Raw genomic sequence first — 23212 nt, forward strand, 5'->3', positions numbered from 1 at the left:
TCAGCTTGACTCCCGCACTACAAGCTCAGGCTGTAAAATCAGTTTTTTTGCCTCTTCTTCATCACCTTTCATTCTCCGATGCAAGAGATCAGCAGCTTTTGCACCGAGCCGATCAGGAAAAGCTGCAATGGTTGTTAAAGAAGGGCTGAATACCGCTGACTCCGGAATATTATCAAAACCAACCACAGCCACATCTTTGCCTGGAACAATGCCTTGTTCTTTTAATCCGAGCATAACACCAGATGCAACAACATCATTATAGCAAAAAACCCCGGTTGGAGGCTGAGGATGCTGCATAACTCGCTTAATCGCCTCTATTCCCCCTTGCCTAGTTGCGGGAGATTGGACAAACAGCGATTCATCCATTTCCAGCCCGGCTTGTTCAATCGCTTCACAAAATCCTTTTTTCCGGTCTGTCCATACTGATGAATTAGAAAAACCGCCCAAAAAAGCGATGCGGCGGTGGCCTTGTTCGATTAAATGTTCAGCCGCTATCCGTCCGCCTGCAACATTATCGATTCCGACATAATCAAACGGCTCTTCTGACAGCATTTTTCTCGCTACTAAAATAACAGGAATCCCCCATTGCTTTAACCGTTCTACCATATCTGGTGAACTGCCTGGGACAGGGCTCATAATTACCCCGCCGACACGATATTCAAGCATTGTCGCAAGCAGCGCATCTTGTTTATCAGGGGAATCAAACGTCGTTCCTAATATTACGGTATATCCTTCTTTATCTAAAGCTTCGTGAACGCCCACCAATAATTCCGAGAAAAAGGGGTTGCCGATCTCTGTTATAATCAAACCAACTGTTGAAGATTGGTGGGATCGTAAATTCGCTGCAACACGATCATATATATATCCCAACTCTTTTATCGATTTTAACACTTTTTCTCTTGTTTCTTTTGAAATATTTGGGCTGCCCCGAACAACAAGGGAAGCTGTAGCCCTCGACACACCCGCGTGTTTTGCAACCTCCTGCAGCGTCACGCGGGACTGTTTTTTTCGTCCCATCTGTCTAATCACCTGCTAACGCAATTAATCAACGAATTCAGTTGAGAAAAGTATACCTTTACATTTAAAACGTTGTCAATTTGTTTATTTCCAGGCTTTACGGCTTTGAAAATGTTATATTATCAGCTTTCAAAATAATCACCTCCCCTCTGGCTGCGGGAGCACCACAAATCACCTGAAAAAATAGTCGGTTTATATATAGACAAGATCATAGATCAAATATGTACTTCTGTCGGGAGGAAGCCGCCATATAACCGTTTCATAAATGGCTCCAAGTGATTCACCTTTGCCTGTTATATGGATACCAAATGAAAAAAGCCCCGTTCGAAAAAGAAATCGTGCGATTGGAGGCAGTGGAATATCACCAAGAGAGTGAAGCTCGATGTGCGAAAGACAGCTTTTTTGAATAGGGAAAAATTCATTCAAGTACGAGTATCTGAAGAAAATCGCAAAATAAAAGATTTAATCATAAAAAACTGCACATTATTTCAGAAAAGGAGCCAATCATTTGCTCCATCCTTCCTGAAATAATGTGCAAATTAACAATACCTTCAGTCCAATCAAAGTACCTTTTTAAATCAGATAGTAAACACTTTAAAAATCTACATATCTGTAAACCATTGAAGCGGAACGGTAACAATGGACGGAAACAGAATAAGCAGTAAAAGAACAAGAGTTTCTGCAAGTAAAAAAGGCCATATTCCTTTCATAATGTCCTCCATTCCTATCTTTCCAACCCCACAAGCGACATTTAACACAGTACCAACTGGAGGAGTGAGCAATCCAATGCAGTTGTTCAGTATAAACAGCACCCCGAAGTACACCGGATCGATTCCCGCCTTTTCAATAATAGGCATTAAAACAGGAGTTAAAATCAGAACAGTAGGCGTCAAATCCATTGCCGTACCAACTAAAAGAACTAACGCATTAATTGCTAGCAGAAGCAGCAATTTGTTCTCGATTAACGGTCCAAGCATATCCGCAGCTATTGATGGAATATTGGCTACTGTTATCAACCAAGCTGACAACATTGCTGCTGCTACAAGAAACATTACAACGCTTGTTGTTTTTGCAGCAGCTACTAACACCTTAAACAAATCTTGTATTTTAAGTTCTCGATAAACAAACAACCCGACAAATAACGCATAAAATGCAGCTACAACAGCAGCCTCTGTCGGAGTAAAAATCCCGCCCCGAAGTCCTCCAACGATAATAGCTGGAAGTAAAAGCGCCCAAATAGCCTGACGGGTAGCAGACAATACTTCTTTTGCAGATTTTCGGGGGAAGACTTCTACCTGCTCTTTTCTTACCATTAACCACCAACAGACAACCAAGCATAAACCAATTAGAAGCCCTGGAATGATCCCTCCCATAAATAATTTTGTAATCGACACGCCGCTTGTTACCCCAAAAATAATCATCGGTATGCTCGGAGGGATGATCGGGGCTATAATACCGCCGGCTGCAATGAGGCCAGCAGACCGATTTCGGTCATATCCAGCCTTGACCATCATCGGAATCAGAATAGCGCCAAGAGCCGCCGTATCCGCTACCGCTGAACCGGATAAACCGGCGAAAAGGACGCTTGCCATGATCGCTACATATCCTAATCCTCCACGAATATGACCGACAAGAGACATGGCAAAGTTAATAATTCGATTAGAAATGCCTCCTGCGTTCATCAATTCTCCCGCAAGAATAAAGAAAGGAATAGCCATCATCGGAAAACTGTTCGCCCCATTAATGAGGTTCTGTGCCATAATTTGAGTGTCAAAAATATTCAGAAAAAACATGAGAGCAACACCGCTCACCAAAAGCGCAAACGCAATAGGCATCCCCAACGCCATGACACCAATTAATGAGCTGACAAAAACAACAAAAGCCATCTACCTCTCACCTCCTGCCATCCCTTGTTTTTTCCCATGATGTAATTCCACGATTTCTTCATGAACCGCTTCCATAATTTCATCTTCCGATTCTTTCATTCGGATAAGCTTTTCAAGCGTATTTGGCCGAAAGAGAGCCTGATAAATATTAAATATTACTATTATTCCCATTCCGATACTCACCACAATACCCATTCCATAAACATAAGCGAGTGGCAAATTCGTGGCAGGAGCTCTGCTTTCCAAGCTGCTCATAGTGATCTTCCAGCTTCCATCCAGAAGCAGCCACAGTACATAAAGAACAATCGCATTACTTAAAATAAATACAATTCGCTTTGCCCCAAGCGGCAGCTTTTTTAAGAGTACATCCACCCCTAAATGGTCGTTATCTTTCAAAGCACCGATGGCTCCTAAAAACACCATCCAAACAAATAGATAACGCGACATTTCTTCCGACCATGTAATGCCGGAATGAAAAGCATAACGCAATACGACATTGCCAAAGACGAGAATTGCCATGGATGCTAAACATAACGCCATTAATATCTGCAACAGCTTATCTAGCATAAATGCAACCTTTTTCAACCGTACTTCCTCCCCACTTTCAAATAATTGGAAAATAACTCTTAAGAGTGAGCACACTCCTAAGAGTTAAATAGTGTCATCATTTATTTGCCTGCCTCCAATAATTTAGCAACTAGATCTTCACCAAATTCTTTTCCGTATTTTTTATAAATTGGCTGTACTTTGTCAATAAACGTTTGCTTTTGTTCATCTGTTAACTCTGTAACAACCATCCCCTCTTTTTCAATCTCTTTAAATAATTCTTCATCTTCTTCTGCATTTAACTGACGCTGATATTCTTTCGCTTCTTCAGCTGCTTTTTTTATGATCTCTTGTTCTTCACTGGAAAGTGTTTTCCAAAACTTTTCGCTTATTAAAAACGGGCTTGCATTATACACGTGACCGGTTTTTGTAATGTACTTTTGAACCTCATACATTTTATTAGCTGCAACGTTTCCAACAGGATTCTCCTGTCCATCGACAACCCCTTGTTCAAGTGCAGTAAACAGCTCTGTAAAAGCCATCGGAACAGGATTCGCCCCTAATTCTTTCCACAGATCAATATGAAGCTTGTTTTCAAGCGTACGAATTTTTAATCCTTTAATATCATCGACACTTTTAACCTCTTTGACGTTGTTCGTTAAATGGCGAAACCCGTTTTCCCAGTAGTTTATACCAATAACACCTGTGCCTTCCAGATCTTTCATTAATTCTTGCCCAATTTCGCCATCCAAAACTTTGTAAGCGGTTTCTCTGTCTTTAAATAAAAAAGGTAAGTCCAATACGTTAAATCTTGGAGCGAAAGATGCGATCGGCCCAGTCGACATGGTTGATCCTTGAATAGATCCCATTTTTAATCCTTCAAATACTTCTAAATCCCCTCCGAGCTGTCCGTCGGGATATACTTCAACTTTAATAGATCCATTTGTTTCTTTTTCGACGATTTCACCAAATTTATAAAGTCCTTTTGAGAGAGAGCGTTCTTTTGTAGTCGCCACTGCCAATTTCATAATTTTAGTTTCTGAAGATTTTGAGCCTGATTCATTATTTTCTCCCGAACTCGAACCGCTTGAACATCCGACTAACAGCAACAAACAAGATATTAAGATGAAAGAAATTTTTTTCATTTTTTCACACTCCTATCTTACAATCAATTTGATTTTCGAAAGGTTTATAGTTTTGATTTTATTAATAACTAGGCGTTTGGGGGAGCAGAAAAGGGCTGACATGGCATGGATTATCCTCATTTCTACCCTGTCAATAACCCCTTTCTTAGTCCATCTTTTTGAAAATGATCGTTTTTGTTTTCCTGCAAAAAATTGCTTCTTTAATCTTCTGGCAGGCTTCCTTGCGGGCTATAGCACCATAACAACCAAAGCGGTTCATTTCCTGTATTAACATGCTGGTGATATTCGCCCTCGGGTATGAACATATAGTCTCCTTCTTTAAATGGACGGCGGTTTCCATTTCCATCAACCACTTCTCCTGAACCTTTTATAACTACGTCCATTTCTTCAGATTCTGGATGGTTGTGAAGGGAGCTTGCTTCCCCGGGGGAAAAAATCGTAATTCCAGCCATAATATGTTTAGATCCTACAGTTTGCGGGGTAATCAGCTGGAAAACCTTGCGAATCTGGTTCAACTCCGGCTTATCCAGCCCTAACCATAATGTTTTAGCGTCTTGAAAAGGATCAAGAACTTTAATTTTCATGCCTGCGCTCGTTTTCGGCATAATCAATTCCTCCTTCATAATTTAATTGGAAATGTTTTAATCCACTGAAACATGGTGAACTTTCCTATCCGGGGAATAGATGTCCATAATATTCCAATGTCCTGCTGTCGGCGTTGGTACATTGATCATCTCCACATCAATCACAAACGGTTTATTTGCTTCAATGGCCCGCTGCAATGCTGGCTTGAATTCCTCTGCAGCTTGAACTTTTACACCTTCCACACCGTAAGCCTTCGCAATGGCTGCATAATCAGGTGAATACGGCTTTCCATCTTTTCGAAATACCGTTCCATAGGTTGTGTCGAAGTGGGCTTTTTCCAGTCCGGCTATGGTTCCAAAAGCATGATTGTTCATGATCACCCAGACAACCGGAATATTTTCTTCAACAGCGGTGGCAAGAAGCGCCGGATTTTGTCCGAAGCCTCCATCACCGACTAATGAAACGACCACTTTATCTGGATGCGCTATTTTTACTCCTAATGCTGCGGGCGCACCAAAGCCCATCGTGCAATAGCCCCCAGGCGTGAAAATAGTGCCCGCTTCATATACCGGAAATTGCTGTCCAACCCCATTTTTATTCCAGCCGACATCCGTTGTTATAAAAGCATTTCTTGGCAGCACTTCACGCACTTCTTGTAAAATCCGCTCCGGACGCATCGGATAGCAGTCATTGCAAATATGTTCCTCATTCTGTTTACGAAATTCTTGTTTATATTGAGAAATTTTCTGTTTCAGCTCTTTATTTTCTTTTCCCTTTGGAACGAGCTCTTTCGCCACCCGGTTTATTACGGAAAGCGCTTGTTTTAAATCTGCCACAATTCCGATTTCAGTCGGATAATTTCTTCCAATCTCGTTCGGATCAATATCAATATGAATCAATTTCGTTTTCGGAATGTTAAAGGTGTATTCCGGCTCCCAGGAGCTGCAATCCGCCTCTGAAAATCTTGTGCCGAGTGCTAAAATCAAATCTGCATGCAAACACATATCATTCACAAATTTTGTTCCCCAGAAGCCTGTCATGCCCAAGGCTAATGGATGATCGTCGGCAATGGCTCCCTTGCCCATTAATGTGTAGGCAACAGGAATGTCAAAATGTTCAGCTAATTCCTTCAATTCTTTGGAAGCATCGGCTAGCATAATGCCTCCTCCAGCATAAATCAATGGATTTTCCGCCTTGATTAGTTTTTCGACAATTTCTTTTGCAGTCTCGTTATCGATAGAAGGCTTATGCAACTTTTTCGTATGATGATTCAATTTTTCAAATAAAGCAACATCGACCTCCTTCGAGAAAATATCCATTGGCACAGATACTAAAACAGGTCCTGGTCTTCCGCTTTCAGCTAATTGAAATGCTTTTTCTAAAATTTCCGGAAACAGATCCGGCCGGTCAACCCGCCATGCACGTTTAACAAACGGGCGGTATATTTCGTATTGGGATGCATCTGCATGCAGGTTAATTTCTTGATGTGGGTGCTTTCCATAGAAATGACTCGGTACATCCCCTGCAATGACAACCATCGGAATGGAATCTAAAGCGGCATTTGCAACACCTGTTGCAGCGTTCGTCAATCCTGGTCCAAGATGGCTTAAGACAACTGCCGCTTCTTTTTTTGCCCTCGCATACCCGTCTGCCATATGTGCAGCAATTTGCTCATGCCTTACATTTACAAACTTGATGGAGCTTTTTTCTAAAGCGGCTAAAACAGCAATGTTTGTGTGGCCGCAAAGACCAAAAATATGTTCAACCCCGCGGTTTTCCAAATATTGAACGAGTTGATCGGAAACCAGCTTTTTCATAATTTTTCTGCCTCCTTAAAGCTTAAAATAACTTTTCCAGCATTTCCGGAAGCGGCCGTTTCATAAGCTTCCTTGTAGTCGGTAATGGAAAAAATTTTAGAAACAATTTGTTCGACGGAAAACTCAGGATCCCGTAGATATTCAATCGCTTGCAAATAGTCATCTGGAAATTGATAAATTATTGAACCATATATTGTGATTTCACTGCGCACAATATGGACAATCGGAAAATTCGCCTCCTGCGCCAGCCCAATCAAAACGACAGCTCCTCCTGGCTTCGCCAATTTTACAGCGCTTTCAACTGAAACCTTTGTACCGGCTGCTTCAAATACAACGTCAAACGTTTCAAGCGATTCAATCTCATGCGGCAAGAAAACTGAAATATCACCGATTTCTCTAACTAAATCAAGCTTGTGCTGATTGATGTCAATCGCTGTCACTTTTGCACCTAAATAATGGGCGAGCGCCGCTGCCAGCATTCCTTCATTCCCGCAGCCGACGACAGCTACCTTCATATTTTTTTCCACATTGACCTTTTTAAAGGCATGGACGATAACTGCGAGCGGCTCTACGAGAACTGCTTTTTTATTCGGCAAGTCATCAGGCACTGCTAAAACATATTTGGAAGAAATGTTGAACTCTTGGGCAAACCCTCCATCAATATTTACGCCTAACGATTTCTTGTTTCGGCATATATTTGTCAAACCTTTTTGGCATTGATCGCATACTCCACAAAATGTATTCGGTAAAACAACGCACCTTGTTCCAATTTTAAATGAAGCTTGTTCCCCTTTTTCCACAATCACCCCAACAAGTTCGTGGCCGGCGCGAACGGGATATTTTGCATAAGGGAGCTTTCCTTTATAAACACTTAAATCAGAACCGCAAATCCCTCCATATACTAATTGAATTTTTACCTCATCGCCTTTTGGAGCTGGAACTGAGTTGTTATGCCGCAGCTCTAGTTCGTTCGGTTTTTTTACATATAGCTCAATCAATCTGTACACCACCATGTTTGTTTCATTCAATAAGGATCTTGAAAAACAATCATCTTCATTTCTGTCATTTCCTGAATTGCATAACGCGGCCCCTCCCGGCCAATCCCGCTATTTTTCACACCGCCGTAAGGCCAATGGTCAAGCCGGAAATTTGAAGTGCCGTTGATTACAACGCCTCCTACTTCCAGCTCCTTAGCTGCTTGATAAATGACATCCATGCGGTTTGTAAATAATCCCGCTTGAAGTCCAAAGGACGAATTATTTGTTTCCGCTATTGCCTCTTCAATCGTACAATACGGAATAATGCTGACAATCGGGCCGAACACTTCTTCACATACAACTTTGCTTTGCTTCGGCGGATTCAGAAGAACAGTCGGCTCAACTGTCGCCCCCTGCTGTTTTCCTCCGGTAATCAACTCGGCTCCGGATTGGACTGCTTCCTTGATCCAATTCATAACGCGTTCCGCCGCTCGTTCATCCACCAAACAGCCAATATCTGTATCCGGCGATAATGGATCTCCAACCTTTAATTGCTCCACTTTCTCTTTGAAAAGTTTTGTAAACGGCTCAACGACAGTCTCGTGTACATAAATTCTTTGAACGGAAATGCAGCTTTGACCGGAATTGCTGTAGCCTGTTAAGGCACATAAAGCTGCCGCTCTCTTTAAATCAGCATCTTCGTGTACAATGGTTGCGGCATTTCCTCCTAGCTCTAACAGCACTTTTTTCATTCCAGCCAAGTCACATATATTACGGCTGGCAGCAACTCCACCTGTAAACGAAATGACATTGACCCGGTCATCCTGAACAATTTGCTGACCGACTTCTGCTCCTCCTAGCACCATATTAATACCGTGTTTTGGAAAGCCTGCTTCAAGCAGAAGCTTCAGCAGTTCCGCTGCAATTAAAGGCGTCTGAGGAGCAGGCTTTAACACAACACTGTTTCCGGCTGCAAATGCAGGTCCGATCTTATGACAAATGAGATTTAACGGCGCATTAAATGGGGTGATAGCTGCAACAACCCCAACCGGAACACGAAACGTCATGGCCAATGCTTTCGTTCCGCGCTGCGAAGCGCTTCCCGGTATCGTTTCTCCGATCAGCCGTTTTGCTTCTTCCGCTGATTGTTCCAATGTTTCAACCGAGCGGGATACTTCATCCAATGTGTTTTTCAATGGCTTGCCGAGTTCCTCGGAAATAAATTTTGCGAATGTCTCTTTTCTGCTGTCTAGCAAGGAAGATGCTTTTTTTAAAATATTGGCTCTCTCGTAAACTGGAATTCCTGCAATCTCTTTTTTTGCTTGAAATGCTGAGGATAAAGCATTTTCAACATCTTCCTTTGTTGACAGCAGCTGCTCACCGATTATTTCGCCAGAATAAGGGCTCCGCACCTGTACTACTGGCCGCCCCGAATTGATCCAACATCCGTTAATAAATGGCTGAGCTTTTCTCATCTAATCACCTGCTTATCACATCGATTTGGCTCTGTTTACTCTTCTATTAGATCGATCCAATATCCGAGCTTTTTAGATCGATCTAAAATACTATTAGATCGATCTAAAAAATATTTATTGTTGGGAATTTTGAAAATAATCTCTTTTTAAGAAGATTATAAGTTTTATTGTAAACGGTGTCAATACATAAAAAACATTTCAACTAAACATGCTACCACAATGCCGAACCCAATGTACCCTAATGCAAAAATCATATTCCATGAACCGATCCGATAAGATTGTGCGCTTAATTCATCAGACAAAATTGATACTGATATATTAAAAGGGCTGAACATCACAGTCGACAAGCTGCTGCATATTAACACAATGGATAGCGGAATTGGTGGTATGTCGACTAAAAACGGCTGCAAGAGCTCTGCCAATAAAGCAAAACCTACTAAAGGGTGAAAACCAATTAACGATGTAATGAAAAAATAAAGTCCTATTGTACTATATAAAATCAACGTCTTTTCAGTTCCTAATTCAAAAACAGGTTTTAAAAATGATAGTAATTGCGAGTCTGCCAGCATTTCTACAAATAAACCTGCTCCCAAAAACATGAAAAAGTAATTGGCTAATCCCCTTGTCCGCTCTTTCCAATGCTGGATTGCAACTGTAAAATATCTTTTTCCTTTTTTAATAAACAAAGACCAAATAGCAGAAAATGGGATAATCAATAATACAACAGAAAACAGAAAACCTTTTTGTAAAAAATGTTGAACAGTCGACACCATGAAAATAAACAAAAGCAGCATTCCGATTAATTCAAAAGCTTTTTTATAACCCTTTTTCTTATTAAAAAAATGAGGTGTATGAAAGGCGATTTGGATACCTTTATATTTATACGAAGACATGAGCCAATCAAACCCAAGCATTATGATTGCCATCGAAAGCAAAATTGGAAAAATGATAAAATACTGCACTTTTGTAATGTCTATCGTTGAACTCACCATCACCTCCATCGGGCTCCAAGTAAGACATAAAGCATAGGCGCGCAGCAAGTTTTGCGAATAAAATTTCGTTAGCACTTTTTTGGGCAAATCATGCAGGATAACATTTAATGATTTAATAAGAAGGGGGGCTGTAGCAATATTTAAAAATAGACCGAGTATATGACAAACTCCTGAGCTTCGCCGATATAAATGGTTCAGATCAGCAGCTTGATCCTGAAGTAACAAGCTTAAATGTTTATCATACCTTCCGACACGAATGATGGAATTCATAAATGGCAATACGAAAAACAATGAAAGCAAACCAAGCACTTGCTCAAAATGCAAAATAAACGTATGCCATGGCTGCTTACTTTGAATAAATAAAACAAATCCAATCAATAAAAATATGGCACCTGAAATGAGATATAGTCCTCTGGCATAAACCGCTGAAATTGCGAGTGCTACCAAAGCGACAGCTCCAGTGCTATAGCTTATGACTGGGGCATGAAAAAAACGAGATAAAATATAAATAGCTATCAAAACTGTATACACAAAAATGCGCAAAACCTTTCCCTCATCCTTTCTTTCTCAAAATATACTAATACATAATCTACGGGATCTTCCCTTAACATAACACAGTCTATCAAACACATAAACATTTTTACAAAACAAAAAGACCGGACTCGATATGCCGGCATCTTTTATATGAAAAAACGCACTCTGATAACACGCCGATCCAAAAAAATAAATGCCTCCTCTCTCAAAACGGCTTGAGAAATGGAGGCAGAAGTGAATCATTATTTACATTCTTCTTAAATAATCCCCGGCTTTATCCGCTGGCAAAGGTTTACTGAAATAGTATCCTTGCATAATATGACAGCCCTTCCCTAGCAAATATTTGAGCTGAACATTTGTCTCGACCCCTTCTGCAATGACATCCAAATTTAGAGAATGAGCCATTGCGATGATGGCGTTGACGATTGGATTTTCCTTTTGCCCCTCCCCGATTTGTTGTATAAACGAACGGTCGATCTTAATTGCATTGACAGGAAGTCTATTCAAATAATAAAGAGAGGAAAAACCTTTGCCGAAATCGTCCAGATGAATGTGCACACCTAATGATTGGAGCTTTTGAATAATTTTTACCGCATGTTCAAAATCTTTTATGGCCGTTGTTTCCGTTATTTCGATGACAAGCGAAGAATACGGCAGCTTGTATTTTGAAATCGATTCCTGGACTTGATGAACTAAATCACTATGAAAAAATTTACGTGCCGACATATTGACCGCAATCGTTAATTGTTTATTACTAAATTCCTCCTGCCAGCATTTAAGCTGTTTACACGCTTCATCCAATCCTAAGTTTCCTATCAATTCAATCGTATTATCTTCTTCAGCCAACTCAATAAATTCTGATGGGGAAAGAAACCCTTTCTCCGGGTGATTCCATCGAACTAAAGCCTCAAACCCGATGGTTCTCCTTTGAATTATGTCAACTTTCGGCTGATAATATAAGACAAACTCGTTATTGGCAATACCGCGCCGCAGCTCCTGCTTCAGGAGAAAACGTTCGTAATGATGCTCCATAAAAGATTGATAGAAGCGATATGTGCTTTTCCCATCCTTTTTTGCCTCATACATGGCTAAGTCAGCATGATGGATCAGTGTGTCTGCATTGTGGCCATGCTCAGGAAAAAAAGAAACTCCTATGCTTACTGTGATAAACACAGCATTTTCTCCTAAAATTAGTGGATATTGAAGCTCATTGACAAGGTTTGCAGCTAAATTATAAACTTGATCCTTTTCTACATCTCTCAGCATGATGACAAATTCATCGCCGCTATTGCGGCAAAGAAGCGCGTTTTCGTTTTTCATTATATCTTTTAATCGTTTTGCAAATTTGACTAACAGCTCGTCTCCCTTCTTATGCCCGAAAGAATCATTGATCATTTTAAAATTGTCAATGTCAATAAAGAAAAAGCCTCTTTTTATTTCAGGATGTTTTCCTATTTCTTCATCAACCATTTTTCGAAAAGTAGCCCGTTCTAATAAATTAGTCAACGAATCGTAGTGTGCCAGCTTTAATAATCTTTTTTCCTTTTTATTCCTAGCTATTTCCTTCGCAGTCCGATCCCTAAACAAGCGAAAAATCGTTTCGGCTTTCTCCTTTGTCTCAGTCGTCTCTATGTTTATAATAAAAATGAGCCCAATGATCTCCCCTTTGTAGCTTTTAAGAGGCACTTCCAAATAACCGGCGCCTTCTATATCTCCCTTTAATCTAGAGAATAACTGGTGAATAAATTTTTCGTAAAAGCTCGCTTCCTTTAAAGAACTTTCCAAAGCTAGTATTGGCTGAACATCTCCATCAGACAAATTTCCGTTTCGATACATTGCTAGTACATTTATTTTTGAAGATGTTTCGTCCACTTCTCCGACCAGGACTATTGGCGCATGTAATGTTTCTGCAATATACTTAACAAGGGAGCGAAAGTATTCTTCTCCAACATGAGTCAGCACTTCAACAGCCCGTATACCCAGCACTCTCTCAATCTCTTCCAGAGCTTCGTGTCTTTTCATCCCCACTACGATACCCTCCACATAATACGATTCCATTTTCAAGCACCTTATACAGAAAATAGAAGTTACATTTATAGTAATAAAATACAGGAAATTTGTCATCTGATAGATGCCAAAAAATAGCTAAAAAGAAGGATAAAAAGCATGCGTTTGGTTAAACTTCAAATAAATTTTGTCAGCAGCAAAAGTGACAAACTTGACTTTTCTTTAAATTGAGACTCGCAATGATAACGCTTTAAAATTTAAAATGTAGAAACATTATTCTAAAAAAATAAAAGGGGTGAACACAATGGCAGAATCAAATCTTAAAGTAAAAATACAGAGATTCGGCAGTTACTTAAGCGGAATGATTATGCCAAATATCGGCGCATTTATTGCGTGGGGACTCATCACTGCGTTATTTATACCGACTGGTTGGACACCAAATGAAGCTTTAGCAAAACTAGTGAATCCGATGATACAATATTTGTTGCCGCTTCTAATTGGTTTTACCGGCGGACGCATGGTGTATGATCTGCGCGGAGGAGTTGTGGGTGCAACCGCAACGATGGGAGTAATCGTTGGAGCGGACATTCCAATGTTTTTAGGTGCCATGATAATGGGCCCTCTTGGTGGGTATATTATAAAGCAAGTGGACAGACTGTTCCAAGGAAAAGTTAAATCCGGATTTGAGATGCTTGTCAACAATTTTTCAGCTGGTATTGTCGCTGCTATTTTAACGATTATTGCTTTTTTAGGAATCGGCCCGATTGTCTTAACTTTGAGCGGCATTTTGGCAGGTGGAGTTAAATTCATTGTCGATGCCAACCTGCTTCCGCTCGCAAGTATATTTATCGAACCCGGAAAAGTGCTGTTTTTAAATAATGCGATTAATCATGGAATTTTAAGCCCGCTCGGAATTGAACAAGCAGCAGAAACAGGCAAATCCGTTTTATTTTTGCTTGAAACGAATCCAGGGCCAGGTCTAGGAATTTTGCTTGCCTATATGCTGTTTGGAAAAGGAAATTCTAAACAAACTGCTCCTGGTGCAGCCATTATTCACTTTTTGGGCGGAATTCACGAAATTTACTTCCCTTATATTTTAATGAGACCATTATTAATTTTAGCTGCTATTGCCGGTGGAGCGAGCGGAGTGTTAACATTCTTACTTTTTGATGCCGGACTTGTGGCAGTGCCTTCACCGGGAAGTATTATTGCATTAATGATTATGACTCCAAAAGGACATTATATAAGTGTGTTGGCTGGTGTTATTGTTGCAACTGCTGTTTCATTCCTCATCTCAAGCATCATCTTAAAAGCAGCGAAAGCAGACAGCGAGGAAGACTTATCAGCAGCAGCAGAGAAAATGCAGCAATTAAAAGGTAAAGAAAGCAAAGCAGCAGAAATGCTCACAAATCAAGCGCAAAAAGACAGCGGAGATGCCGAGCTGCAAGAAAATGAATTAGCCAATGTCCAAAAGATTGTTTTTGCTTGTGACGCAGGCATGGGATCCAGTGCAATGGGCGCTTCCATTTTGCGAAACAAAGTCCAAAAAGCTGGGTTAAATATCGAAGTAACAAACACTGCCATCAACAATTTGCCTGATGACGCAGACATTGTATTTACACATAAAGATTTAACAGATAGAGCAAAAGCAAAGCTTCCTAATGCAACACACATTTCTGTTGAGAATTTCTTAAACAGTCCTAAGTACGATGAACTGCTAGAAAAATTAAAAGAACAGTCATAAGCAGATTGCACAGCTGTGCACTTTAAAAGGGGTGAATTCCATGTACTTGCGGGCGAGAGAACGGGAAATCATCGAATTAATGCTGCAGGAGGACCGACACATTTCCACAAAAGAGATCGCTGAACGATTAAACGTCAGCTCAAGAACAGTTCACCGGGAGCTTAAAAATATAAAAAAAGTGATAAAAAAATATGGTCTTTATATTGACAGCCTGCAAGGAAAAGGAATTCGCTTATTCGGTCCATCGCTGCGGAAACAAAATTTATTAAAAGATATCCGATCTGGAGAGCACACAGACTTTAGCCAGGAAGAAAGAAAAGTGCTTATCCTATGTTCACTTTTAGAGGCCAGCGAGCCTCTAAAACTGTTTACACTAGCTGAAAAATTAAACGTCACTTCTGCAACCGTAAGCAATGATTTAGATCAAATCGAAGAATGGATTGCTCAATTTGATTTGAAGCTCATCCGAAAAAGAGGATACGGAATAGAACTCATTGGACCAGAAAATGGAAAGAGGGCTCTCCTTGGAAACATTATAATGGAGAAATTGGATGAAAAAAGTTTTTTGCAAGCAATTGAAAGGCAGATAAAAGAAGAGAAAAATGAAAAAAGGGAAAAAATTTTTGAAATCATTGATGAAGAAAAAATAAAAACGGTTGAAGGAGTACTTGAAAATTTTCGGCAAACCATTTTATTTTCTATTGCGGACAGTGCCTATATTGCTCTTGCAGTCCATTTAATGCTGGCAGCGGAAAGAATCCAAAAAGGCGAAACAATCGATATCGATCCTCAAGTTTTTCAAGAATTGAAAGGCACAAAAGAATTCGAATCCGCCCGCATGATCGTCAAAGAATTGGAAAAAGCCTTTCAGGTCAAGTTTCCTGAAGCGGAAATCGGCTATGTCGCGACTCATTTATTAGGAGCGCGCAGAAAAGAAGATAAAGATTTTTCCTTCTTTGATGTAGATGTAGACATTTCAAGAAAGGTCCATGCGCTCATTGAATTTGTTTCCAACAAAACCGGCTTTCCCTTGACGGAAGATCAATCTTTATATCAAGGGTTGGTAGCCCATTTTGTCCCTGCTATTACACGTTCAAAAGAGAAGATTCATACGCACAATCCTCTGCTGCAACAGATCAAAACAAAATTTTCCGCCCTTTTCGCGTCTGTCGAAGAAGGGGTAAAAAAAATCTTTTATGATCTTCAGTTATCAGAGGATGAAATTGGCTTTCTCGTACTGCATTTTGGCTCCGCTTTAGAATCAAAGATGGAGAATATTTCGCTGCAGGGATTAGTTGTTTGCCCCAGCGGAATCGGTTCTTCCAAAATGCTGGCAACGAGACTTCGCAAGGAGTTTCCTGAAATAGAAAACATTCATATTGCTTCTCTTATTGATTTAAAAAGGCTGGATGTCAGCCAATACGATATTATTATTTCAACTACCGATCTTCCGTATCGTCATGTGCCATATATTACAGTTAACCCGCTGTTAAATGAGCATGATATCGCCAAAATAAAAAGGTACATGAATGAAAAGCTGACAGAATTCAAAAGAAGCGAAAACAATGTTCCGGGCATTCCTTTCCGGAAAAATCCTTCAAACGATATGATTCACATCATCGATCAATTTTTTGAACTGGGCGATATTATCAAAACAGTTTTGCTCCATTTCAATGTGAGCTTGCTTGAAAATACAGGACAGCATAAAAAAAATCTTTTGGAAATCGCCCGCACATTGCATAAAGAAAGATTGATCACAAATGATGAATCCGTTGCGAAGAAGCTTTTGGCGAGAGAACAAAAAGGAGGATTGGGAATTCCCGGGACAAAAATTGCTTTATTTCATTTAAAAGATGAAGAAGTATTGATTCCTTTATTTCGTATTTATGATTTGGACAAAGCGGACAACGTCCTCGGAATGGACGGAAATGCGATGGAAATCAGCCGGATATTGCTGCTTTTAGCTCCTGAACAGCTAACTCAAAATAAGCTGGAAATATTAAGCCAAATCAGTTCAGCTATTATTGAAAGCAAAAGCAGTTTAGCATTATTTGAAAACGGAGATGAAACAGCCGTCTATCATAAACTGAATGTGATTTTCCATCATTATATGAAAGAAAAATTTTTTAATTGGAGTGAGTGAGATGAAGCCAATACTAACAACTGACAACATTGTTTTAAATGCAAAGGTGTCCAATCAGGAGGAAGCTATTAAATTAGCCGGAAAGGTACTTGTTGAAAACGGGTATGTGAATGAACACTATATCACTAAAATGCTTGAAAGAGAGCGAATCACTTCCACATATATGGGGAACCATATAGCTATTCCACACGGAACAGACGAAGGAAAAAAAGACATTTTAACATCAGGTATTTCCATTATTCAAATTCCTGAAGGCGTAGAATATGGAGAAGGCAACATTGCTAAAGTAGTGTTCGGAATTGCCGGAAAAGACAACGAACATTTGGAGCTCTTGTCGAAAATCGCCATCCTTTGCTCAGAGGAAGAAAATGTTGACCGTATAATCAATGCAGCAACCAAAGAAGAATTAATCAATTTATTCAATGAGGTGGAATAAACATGATCGCTTTGCAGTTCGGCGCTGGAAATATAGGAAGAGGATTCATCGGCGCTCTTCTAAATCAAGCTAACTATGAAATATATTTTCTTGACGTGAATGAAAATCTTATCTCTGAGCTAAATAAAAGAGGAAGTTATATCATCGAATTAGCCAGCGAAAAAAAAGAAACAATCACCGTCACAGGTGTAAAAGGAATTAACAGTGCAAAACAAACTGACAAAGTTATCGATCTCATTTGCCAAGCTGACTTAATTACAACGGCTGTCGGTCCAAATATTTTAAAAATCATTGCACCGACAATCGCTTCAGGACTTAAGGAACGATTTAAACAGTCAGTCCAGCCTTTAAACATTATTGCATGTGAAAATATGATCGGCGGCAGCCAATTATTAAAAGAAGAAGTGCGCAAATCGCTTACAGATGAAGAAAAACAAAAATTGGATCAATATGTTGGCTTTCCTAATGCAGCTGTCGACCGCATCGTTCCATTACAAACCCACGAGGACCCTTTAAAAGTTTCTGTTGAACCATTTTTTGAATGGGTCGTGGAAAAAACAGACATAAAAGGAAGCTTGCCAAATATTCAAGGAATCACCTATGTTGACGACTTAAATCCATATATTGAGCGCAAGCTATTTACTGTCAACACTGGACATGCTACTGCAGCTTATTTAGGCTATTTCAAAAATATAGAAACAATCGACAAAGCTGTATTGGACCCGTTTGTCCGCCCAATTTTAGAAGGCGCGCTAGCTGAAACCGGCGACATGCTGGCGAAAACTTATCATTTTGATCGTTCCGAGCATCAAAAATATATCGATAAGATTATCTCTAGATTTGAAAACAAACAAATTTCCGATAATGTCACTAGAGTAGCCAGATCACCTATTCGCAAGCTTGGCGCAAACGACCGATTAATTTTACCAGCAAAAAGATTAATGGAATTCGGTCAAAAACCTGAAAATCTCGCAACAGCCGTAGCAGCTGCGCTATTGTTTGACTATAAAGAAGACCAAGAGGCAGTCGAATTGCAAGAAATCATTAAAACAAAAGGAGCATCTGCAGCTTTGAATCAGTACAGCCAGCTTGACGAAAACGACCCGTTAACAAAACTAATTCTTGAAAAATATGAACAGCTCATCAAATTGAAATAATGTAAGCAGGATGGTTCATTCTGCCTGTTTAAACACGGGGCTGTCTAATAAGTCGTTTTTTGGCTTATTGACGGCTCCCTTTTATGTTTTAGAAATGTTGATATATCGATGTTTATGATTTTTTGTTCTTCAATAGGGATTTGACCTTCTGGACAGCCCCTCAATCGAATGCAATGAACAAGAAAACATATTAATCAAACAACCAATAAGAAGGCTGACTCAACATCGCTGAAAAGCAATGTGTTGAATCAGCCTTTTACTTTTGATTTCTCCGATGCTCTCGCCATGAATTGGAATATATGATAGGAAGATGCTGCGCTTTTTTCAAGGAATATACGTAAACAAAACCTTCTATATTTCGCCTGCTATCCTTGACCCAAACACGCTCATACTCATTATTCGGCCGGCCTTCTATAAAATCCTCCAGCAAATCCATTTGCCTTAATCCTTCTTCTGTTACAATGAGCCATTCACCGGCAACTTCGTCTTCTCCTTCATCAAGAACAAGCGCTGGATAATCTCCTACATCATACAGTCGGCCTTTCACATGCCCCTTTTTGCAAGAGATTAAATAGGGCTCTACAACATGATGATTTGCTTCGCCGACTAACAACGTTCCATACACAAAAACTTGATAAAGCATGGCAGCTCACCTCAAAAAGTTTAATCCGGTCAGTGAACATCGACACGTCAGTTGAAAAGAGCGATTTCCCACCTCAAAAATTCATAGCCGGTCAGCGGGACTATGAAAGCTAGTATGTAAAAAAATTTATTCCTAGGCGGCAAATCAATTGAAAAGAGCTACCGCCCCCACCTTAAAAAACATAACCAGCTAAGCAAGACCATGAAAACTGACATGTATAAAAATTTGTTCCCTAAGCGGCAAATGCACCGATAAACTAATTGAAAAGAGCTACTACCGAATAATTTTCATAATCATCCGATTCAATACTTCGGAAAACACTAGTCCCATGGCGATAGCTCCTGATATGATAAAAGCTTTAGCTGCTAGTTCAATCGCCGTAAAATAGTCTTGCTCGACTACATGGCGCATGGCATCATACGCAATCCCTCCTGGGACAAGCGGAATAATACCTGGAACAGAAAAAATGATGATCGGCGCTTTATACATTTTCGTAAACAAGTGACTAATGAAGGCAACAAGAAGCGCTGAAATAAATGCAGCGATAATTAAATCCATCTTAAAATGAATCAAGAATAAATACGAAAGCCATCCAACTGCTCCCGCAATTCCGCATGCAAATAACGTCTTTTTTGGTACATTAAAAATAATTCCAAATGCAAATGCTGCAATAAAGCTTGCTGCAAGTTGTGACAGCATGACAACAATCCTTTCAATTAATAAATCGATAAAACGATGGCAATTCCTGACCCGATCGCAAAAGCTGTTAAAAACGCTTCAGCTCCCTTTGATAATCCAGCCACTAAATGTCCTGCCATTAAATCGCGGACAGCATTCGTGATATGCAGCCCCGGTACAAGCGGCATGACAGAACCGATAATAATTTTATCTAAATCTGTCCCGATGCCCAGCTTCACCTGCCAAATGGCTGTAAATCCAATGACAAACGATGCTAGGAACTCTGAAAAAAATTTAATTTTAGCAAAACGATGAACATAAACTAAAAATGCAAAACCTAAGCCGCCTGAAATCATGGCAGGAACAAAATCTGCCCACTTTCCTTGAAACATGATTAAAAACCAGCCGCTCAAGATGGAAACGGAGGTCAATTGCAGCCAAACTGGATATTCAGGTTTTGATTCGTCTATTTGCTTCAGTTCCAGCAAAGCTTCATCAACAGATATTTCACCCTGCGCCATCCTTCTAGAAATGTTGTTCACCATCGCAACTTTATTTAAATCTATTGTCCGTTCCAGCACACGTACAAGTTTTGTCTGTTCCATTTCGTCAATGGAAAATATAATTCCAGTGGGCATAGCAAAACAATGAGACTGCTTTACACCAAGCGATGTAGCCATCCTCTGCATCGTATCCTCAACGCGGTACGTTTCCGCTCCATTTTCAAGCATAATTTTACCAGCTAGCAAACAGGCTTCAATAATCTTGTTGGAATTTAATTGCACGCTAATCTCTCCAATAAACTTCATTTCCTATTATTATATCCAAGTCTTTTGGTAAGTGAATGGCAAAACGATTCAGCCTTTTATAGATCTTTAAGTATTAAATCTTAGCACCTCATCGACCAAATGCTCAAGCTTTTTCTTCTGATCAACTTGGGACATCACCGCGTAAATCAGCGCTCGCCGCGGAACAGAAGATTGCAATTCTTCCTTTAGAAAGGATAGCAATTCCTTTTGCTCCTCATCTGCCGATTTTTTTATTTTATCAATTTGATTGAAAAGGGATTCCTTTTTCTTTTTCCGATTCAAAGCCTCTTCCGGCTCCAGCCTTTCTACTATATCCGGATCAAATAGCTGATCCTTCGCTTTCACAACATTTTCCGCTATTTTTTCAATTCTTCTCAACGAATAAGCGATTATGCTGTTAATTTCTATTTCTGCTCCGGCAGTGACAGCGAAATGAATGGCGTTTTGAACCATTCCATACAACAACACGGCCAAATCAACCGAATACGGACGTATTTGTTCCCCGAATACTTCTGCAATCCTCTTCTGTGCCCAGCAAAGTTCATCAAAATGATACTGCTGCACCAATCCTTTAAGCTCTTCATCTTCTGACATCAGCACACCATAAAACAGAGCGAATAGTTTATTTTCTTTACTGATTTCCATCTTGACTTGAATTTGTTCGATAAACGCGTTTTTATCGTTTGCTTGCCTGCCAGCCAACACTTCCATTCTCCGCTGATCTGTTTCCATTTTAATCTTTTCAAAAATACTAATTAAAAGTTCTTTTTTCGATGAGAAATAATTATAAAATGTCCCTTTCGATATCCCGCTTTTATCTAAAATATCTTGAACTGATGTTCTCACAAATCCCTTTTCAACAAAAAGAGTATGCGCCGCTTCCATTACTTGTCTTTTTCGATCGTTCAATTTGACTGCACATCCTTTATGATTGAACTCAAAAATAAAAGTTATTGTTGATTTTTTTATACTATCAGTATATATTATTATTATCTTTTATAACAACAGTATAAAATAATATACTATAAGTACAAGGAGGATTCTCACTTGACTAATCATGAAACATTAAACAAACCGCCTTATGGGATGATTGCCATTTTATTTGTTGGTGCCTTTGTGTCTTTTGTTAACGAAACGTTTCTAAATGTTGCACTTCCATCCATTATGAAGGATTTTGAAATATCTCCTTCATCCGCGCAATGGCTGTCAACAGGCTACATGCTGATTAATGGGATTTTAATTCCTGCCAGCGCATTCTTGTTGCAAAAGTTTACGAATCGCCAACTATATTTAACAGCAATGAGCTTGTTTACAGCCGGTACAGTGCTAGCTTCACTTTCGCCGACATTTGGCGTGTTATTGGTTGCAAGAATGTTTCAAGCGGCCGGTTCAGCGATCATGGCTCCCTTATTAATGAATGTCATGCTTGTCGCTTTTCCTGTTGAACGGCGCGGCACAGCAATGGGATTTTTTGGACTCGTAATGATCACTGCGCCAGCGATAGGGCCAACGCTATCCGGATGGATTGTTGAGCATTATTCATGGCGTACATTGTTTGACATCGTTATTCCGATCGCTGCTCTCACACTCATCCTTGCAATCTTTAAATTAAAAAACATTTTGCCTCAAAAACAAATATCTTTGGATATTTTATCGCTCATCTTATCAAGCATCGGGTTTGGCGGCATTTTATACGGGTTTAGCTCCGCCGGGGAAAAAGGCTGGGATTCCGTTTATGTATATGGAACCATTATTGTCGGAACGATCAGCTTAGTCTTGTTTATTGTGCGGCAATTAAAAATGGAAGAGCCTCTTTTGCAATTTCGAATTTATAAATATCCGATGTTCGCCTTATCATCCGCTATTTCGATCGTACTTTCGATGACGATGTTCTCAGCGATGCTGCTTATGCCAATATATATTCAAACAATTCGCGGCATTTCACCTTTTGATTCCGGACTTTTAATGCTGCCGGGAGCAATCATCATGGGAATTATGTCGCCGATAACAGGAAGGCTTTTTGATAAATTTGGTGCTAGAGCGCTCGCCATTATCGGCTTATCTATTACCATTTTTACAACATATGAATTCAGCCACTTAACAATGGATACATCCTACAGCTTTTTAATGCTTATGTACTCATTAAGAATGTTGGGAATGTCGATGGTGATGATGCCCGTCATGGCAAACGGAATCAATCAGCTGCCGCAAACCATGAACCCGCACGCTACAGCGATGAACAACACGTTGCAGCAAGTTTCAGGAGCTGCTGGTTCAGCGCTGCTGGTCACGCTCATGCAAAACAAAGCAGAGTCGGAAGCGGAGCGATTGGCGCAATCCGCAGCGGGTGATCCAGCAAAAATGGCCGATATCATGAATGAAGCAATGCTAAATGGAATCAACTTTTCTTTCAAAATATCAGTGTTAATTGCACTGATCGCCCTCGTTCTCACTTTCTTTATCAAACGGGCAAAACCAGAAGGAGAAACATTTTTAAAACAATCCGCATCATAAAATAGAAAGCCTCTAGACGAAGTTCATCAGTCTAGAGGCTTTTTCATTCAAAATAGATTTTCCAAGCCGGAATTAAAAGGCAGCTTCAACAGCAGCTGAACATTTCA

19 protein-coding genes are annotated in these 23212 nt (G+C 39.9%); 5 read left to right on the top strand and 14 right to left on the bottom strand.

Annotated elements, in window-relative coordinates; all coding sequences use genetic code 11:
- The 10 genes from NSS70_RS17885 to NSS70_RS17930 all read right to left on the bottom strand — a co-directional run bounded on the left by NSS70_RS17885 (window position 1) and on the right by NSS70_RS17930 (window position 12996).
- Window positions 1–1017 carry a LacI family DNA-binding transcriptional regulator gene (locus NSS70_RS17885; protein ID WP_066250028.1) on the bottom strand — a complete coding sequence of 339 codons (1017 nt, stop codon included), beginning with the start codon at window positions 1015–1017 and terminating at the stop codon, window positions 1–3.
- 602 nt (window positions 1018–1619) lie between these two features.
- A complete protein-coding gene (locus NSS70_RS17890; protein WP_063386816.1) occupies window positions 1620–2903 on the bottom strand; it encodes a TRAP transporter large permease subunit in 1284 nt (427 codons plus the stop codon).
- On the bottom strand, window positions 2904–3470 hold the full coding sequence (locus tag NSS70_RS17895; protein ID WP_375338819.1) for a TRAP transporter small permease: 567 nt from the start codon (window positions 3468–3470) through the stop codon (window positions 2904–2906).
- 101 nt (window positions 3471–3571) lie between these two features.
- Window positions 3572–4594, bottom strand: coding sequence for a TRAP transporter substrate-binding protein (locus NSS70_RS17900; protein WP_339210415.1), 1023 nt, complete (start codon window positions 4592–4594; stop codon window positions 3572–3574).
- Between the two features lie 200 nt (window positions 4595–4794).
- Window positions 4795–5199, bottom strand: a complete 405-nt coding sequence (locus NSS70_RS17905; RefSeq protein WP_242009354.1) for a cupin domain-containing protein — start codon at window positions 5197–5199, stop codon at window positions 4795–4797.
- Window positions 5200–5235: 36 nt separating this feature from the next.
- A complete protein-coding gene (locus tag NSS70_RS17910; protein WP_340882119.1) occupies window positions 5236–6996 on the bottom strand; it encodes a thiamine pyrophosphate-binding protein in 1761 nt (586 codons plus the stop codon).
- Window positions 6993–7994 carry a zinc-dependent alcohol dehydrogenase gene (locus tag NSS70_RS17915; RefSeq protein WP_066250038.1) on the bottom strand — a complete coding sequence of 334 codons (1002 nt, stop codon included), beginning with the start codon at window positions 7992–7994 and terminating at the stop codon, window positions 6993–6995. The genes NSS70_RS17910 and NSS70_RS17915 overlap by 4 nt, the downstream gene beginning before the upstream one ends.
- A 26-nt stretch (window positions 7995–8020) precedes the next feature.
- Entirely contained in the window at window positions 8021–9448 is a 1428-nt protein-coding gene (locus tag NSS70_RS17920) for an aldehyde dehydrogenase family protein (RefSeq protein WP_063386821.1), read from the bottom strand.
- Between the two features lie 179 nt (window positions 9449–9627).
- Window positions 9628–10983, bottom strand: a complete 1356-nt coding sequence (locus tag NSS70_RS17925) for a hypothetical protein (protein ID WP_340882124.1) — start codon at window positions 10981–10983, stop codon at window positions 9628–9630.
- Window positions 10984–11220: 237 nt separating this feature from the next.
- On the bottom strand, window positions 11221–12996 hold the full coding sequence (locus tag NSS70_RS17930) for a putative bifunctional diguanylate cyclase/phosphodiesterase (protein ID WP_340882569.1): 1776 nt from the start codon (window positions 12994–12996) through the stop codon (window positions 11221–11223).
- Window positions 12997–13285: 289 nt separating this feature from the next.
- On the opposite strand from NSS70_RS17930, the gene NSS70_RS17935 reads away from it, so the two are divergent.
- Genes NSS70_RS17935 through NSS70_RS17950 form a run of 4 tightly spaced genes read left to right on the top strand, consistent with a single transcriptional unit; the run spans window position 13286 to window position 18461 of the window.
- Window positions 13286–14725, top strand: a complete 1440-nt coding sequence (locus NSS70_RS17935; protein WP_340882127.1) for a PTS mannitol transporter subunit IICB — start codon at window positions 13286–13288, stop codon at window positions 14723–14725.
- A 40-nt stretch (window positions 14726–14765) separates the two neighbouring features.
- Window positions 14766–16868: a BglG family transcription antiterminator gene (locus tag NSS70_RS17940; protein ID WP_340882129.1), complete on the top strand. Its 2103-nt coding sequence runs from the start codon at window positions 14766–14768 to the stop codon at window positions 16866–16868.
- Window position 16869: 1 nt separating this feature from the next.
- Window positions 16870–17304, top strand: coding sequence for a PTS sugar transporter subunit IIA (locus NSS70_RS17945; RefSeq protein ID WP_144598413.1), 435 nt, complete (start codon window positions 16870–16872; stop codon window positions 17302–17304).
- Window positions 17305–17306: 2 nt separating this feature from the next.
- Window positions 17307–18461: a mannitol-1-phosphate 5-dehydrogenase gene (locus NSS70_RS17950; RefSeq protein WP_340882131.1), complete on the top strand. Its 1155-nt coding sequence runs from the start codon at window positions 17307–17309 to the stop codon at window positions 18459–18461.
- A 256-nt stretch (window positions 18462–18717) separates the two neighbouring features.
- Here the strand turns inward: NSS70_RS17950 and NSS70_RS17955 are convergent, their stop codons facing one another.
- The 4 genes from NSS70_RS17955 to NSS70_RS17970 all read right to left on the bottom strand — a co-directional run bounded on the left by NSS70_RS17955 (window position 18718) and on the right by NSS70_RS17970 (window position 21500).
- Entirely contained in the window at window positions 18718–19104 is a 387-nt protein-coding gene (locus tag NSS70_RS17955; protein WP_340882133.1) for a gamma-glutamylcyclotransferase family protein, read from the bottom strand.
- Between the two features lie 273 nt (window positions 19105–19377).
- The gene (locus NSS70_RS17960; protein ID WP_063386829.1) at window positions 19378–19803 is read right to left on the bottom strand and encodes a threonine/serine exporter family protein; all 426 of its coding nucleotides are present in this window, start codon (window positions 19801–19803) and stop codon (window positions 19378–19380) included.
- 17 nt (window positions 19804–19820) lie between these two features.
- Window positions 19821–20591, bottom strand: a complete 771-nt coding sequence (locus NSS70_RS17965) for a threonine/serine exporter family protein (protein WP_063386830.1) — start codon at window positions 20589–20591, stop codon at window positions 19821–19823.
- Window positions 20592–20657: 66 nt separating this feature from the next.
- Complete coding sequence (locus NSS70_RS17970; RefSeq protein WP_340882136.1) at window positions 20658–21500, bottom strand: TetR/AcrR family transcriptional regulator; 843 nt, start codon at window positions 21498–21500, stop codon at window positions 20658–20660.
- Window positions 21501–21677: 177 nt separating this feature from the next.
- Here NSS70_RS17970 and NSS70_RS17975 point away from each other — a divergent pair, with 177 nt between their 5' ends.
- A complete protein-coding gene (locus NSS70_RS17975) occupies window positions 21678–23105 on the top strand; it encodes a DHA2 family efflux MFS transporter permease subunit (protein ID WP_144598421.1) in 1428 nt (475 codons plus the stop codon).
- Window positions 23106–23212 lie beyond the last annotated feature (107 nt).

It is taken from the genome of Aeribacillus sp. FSL K6-2848 (assembly GCF_038004325.1).
GTDB lineage: Bacteria > Bacillota > Bacilli > Bacillales > Aeribacillaceae > Aeribacillus > Aeribacillus composti.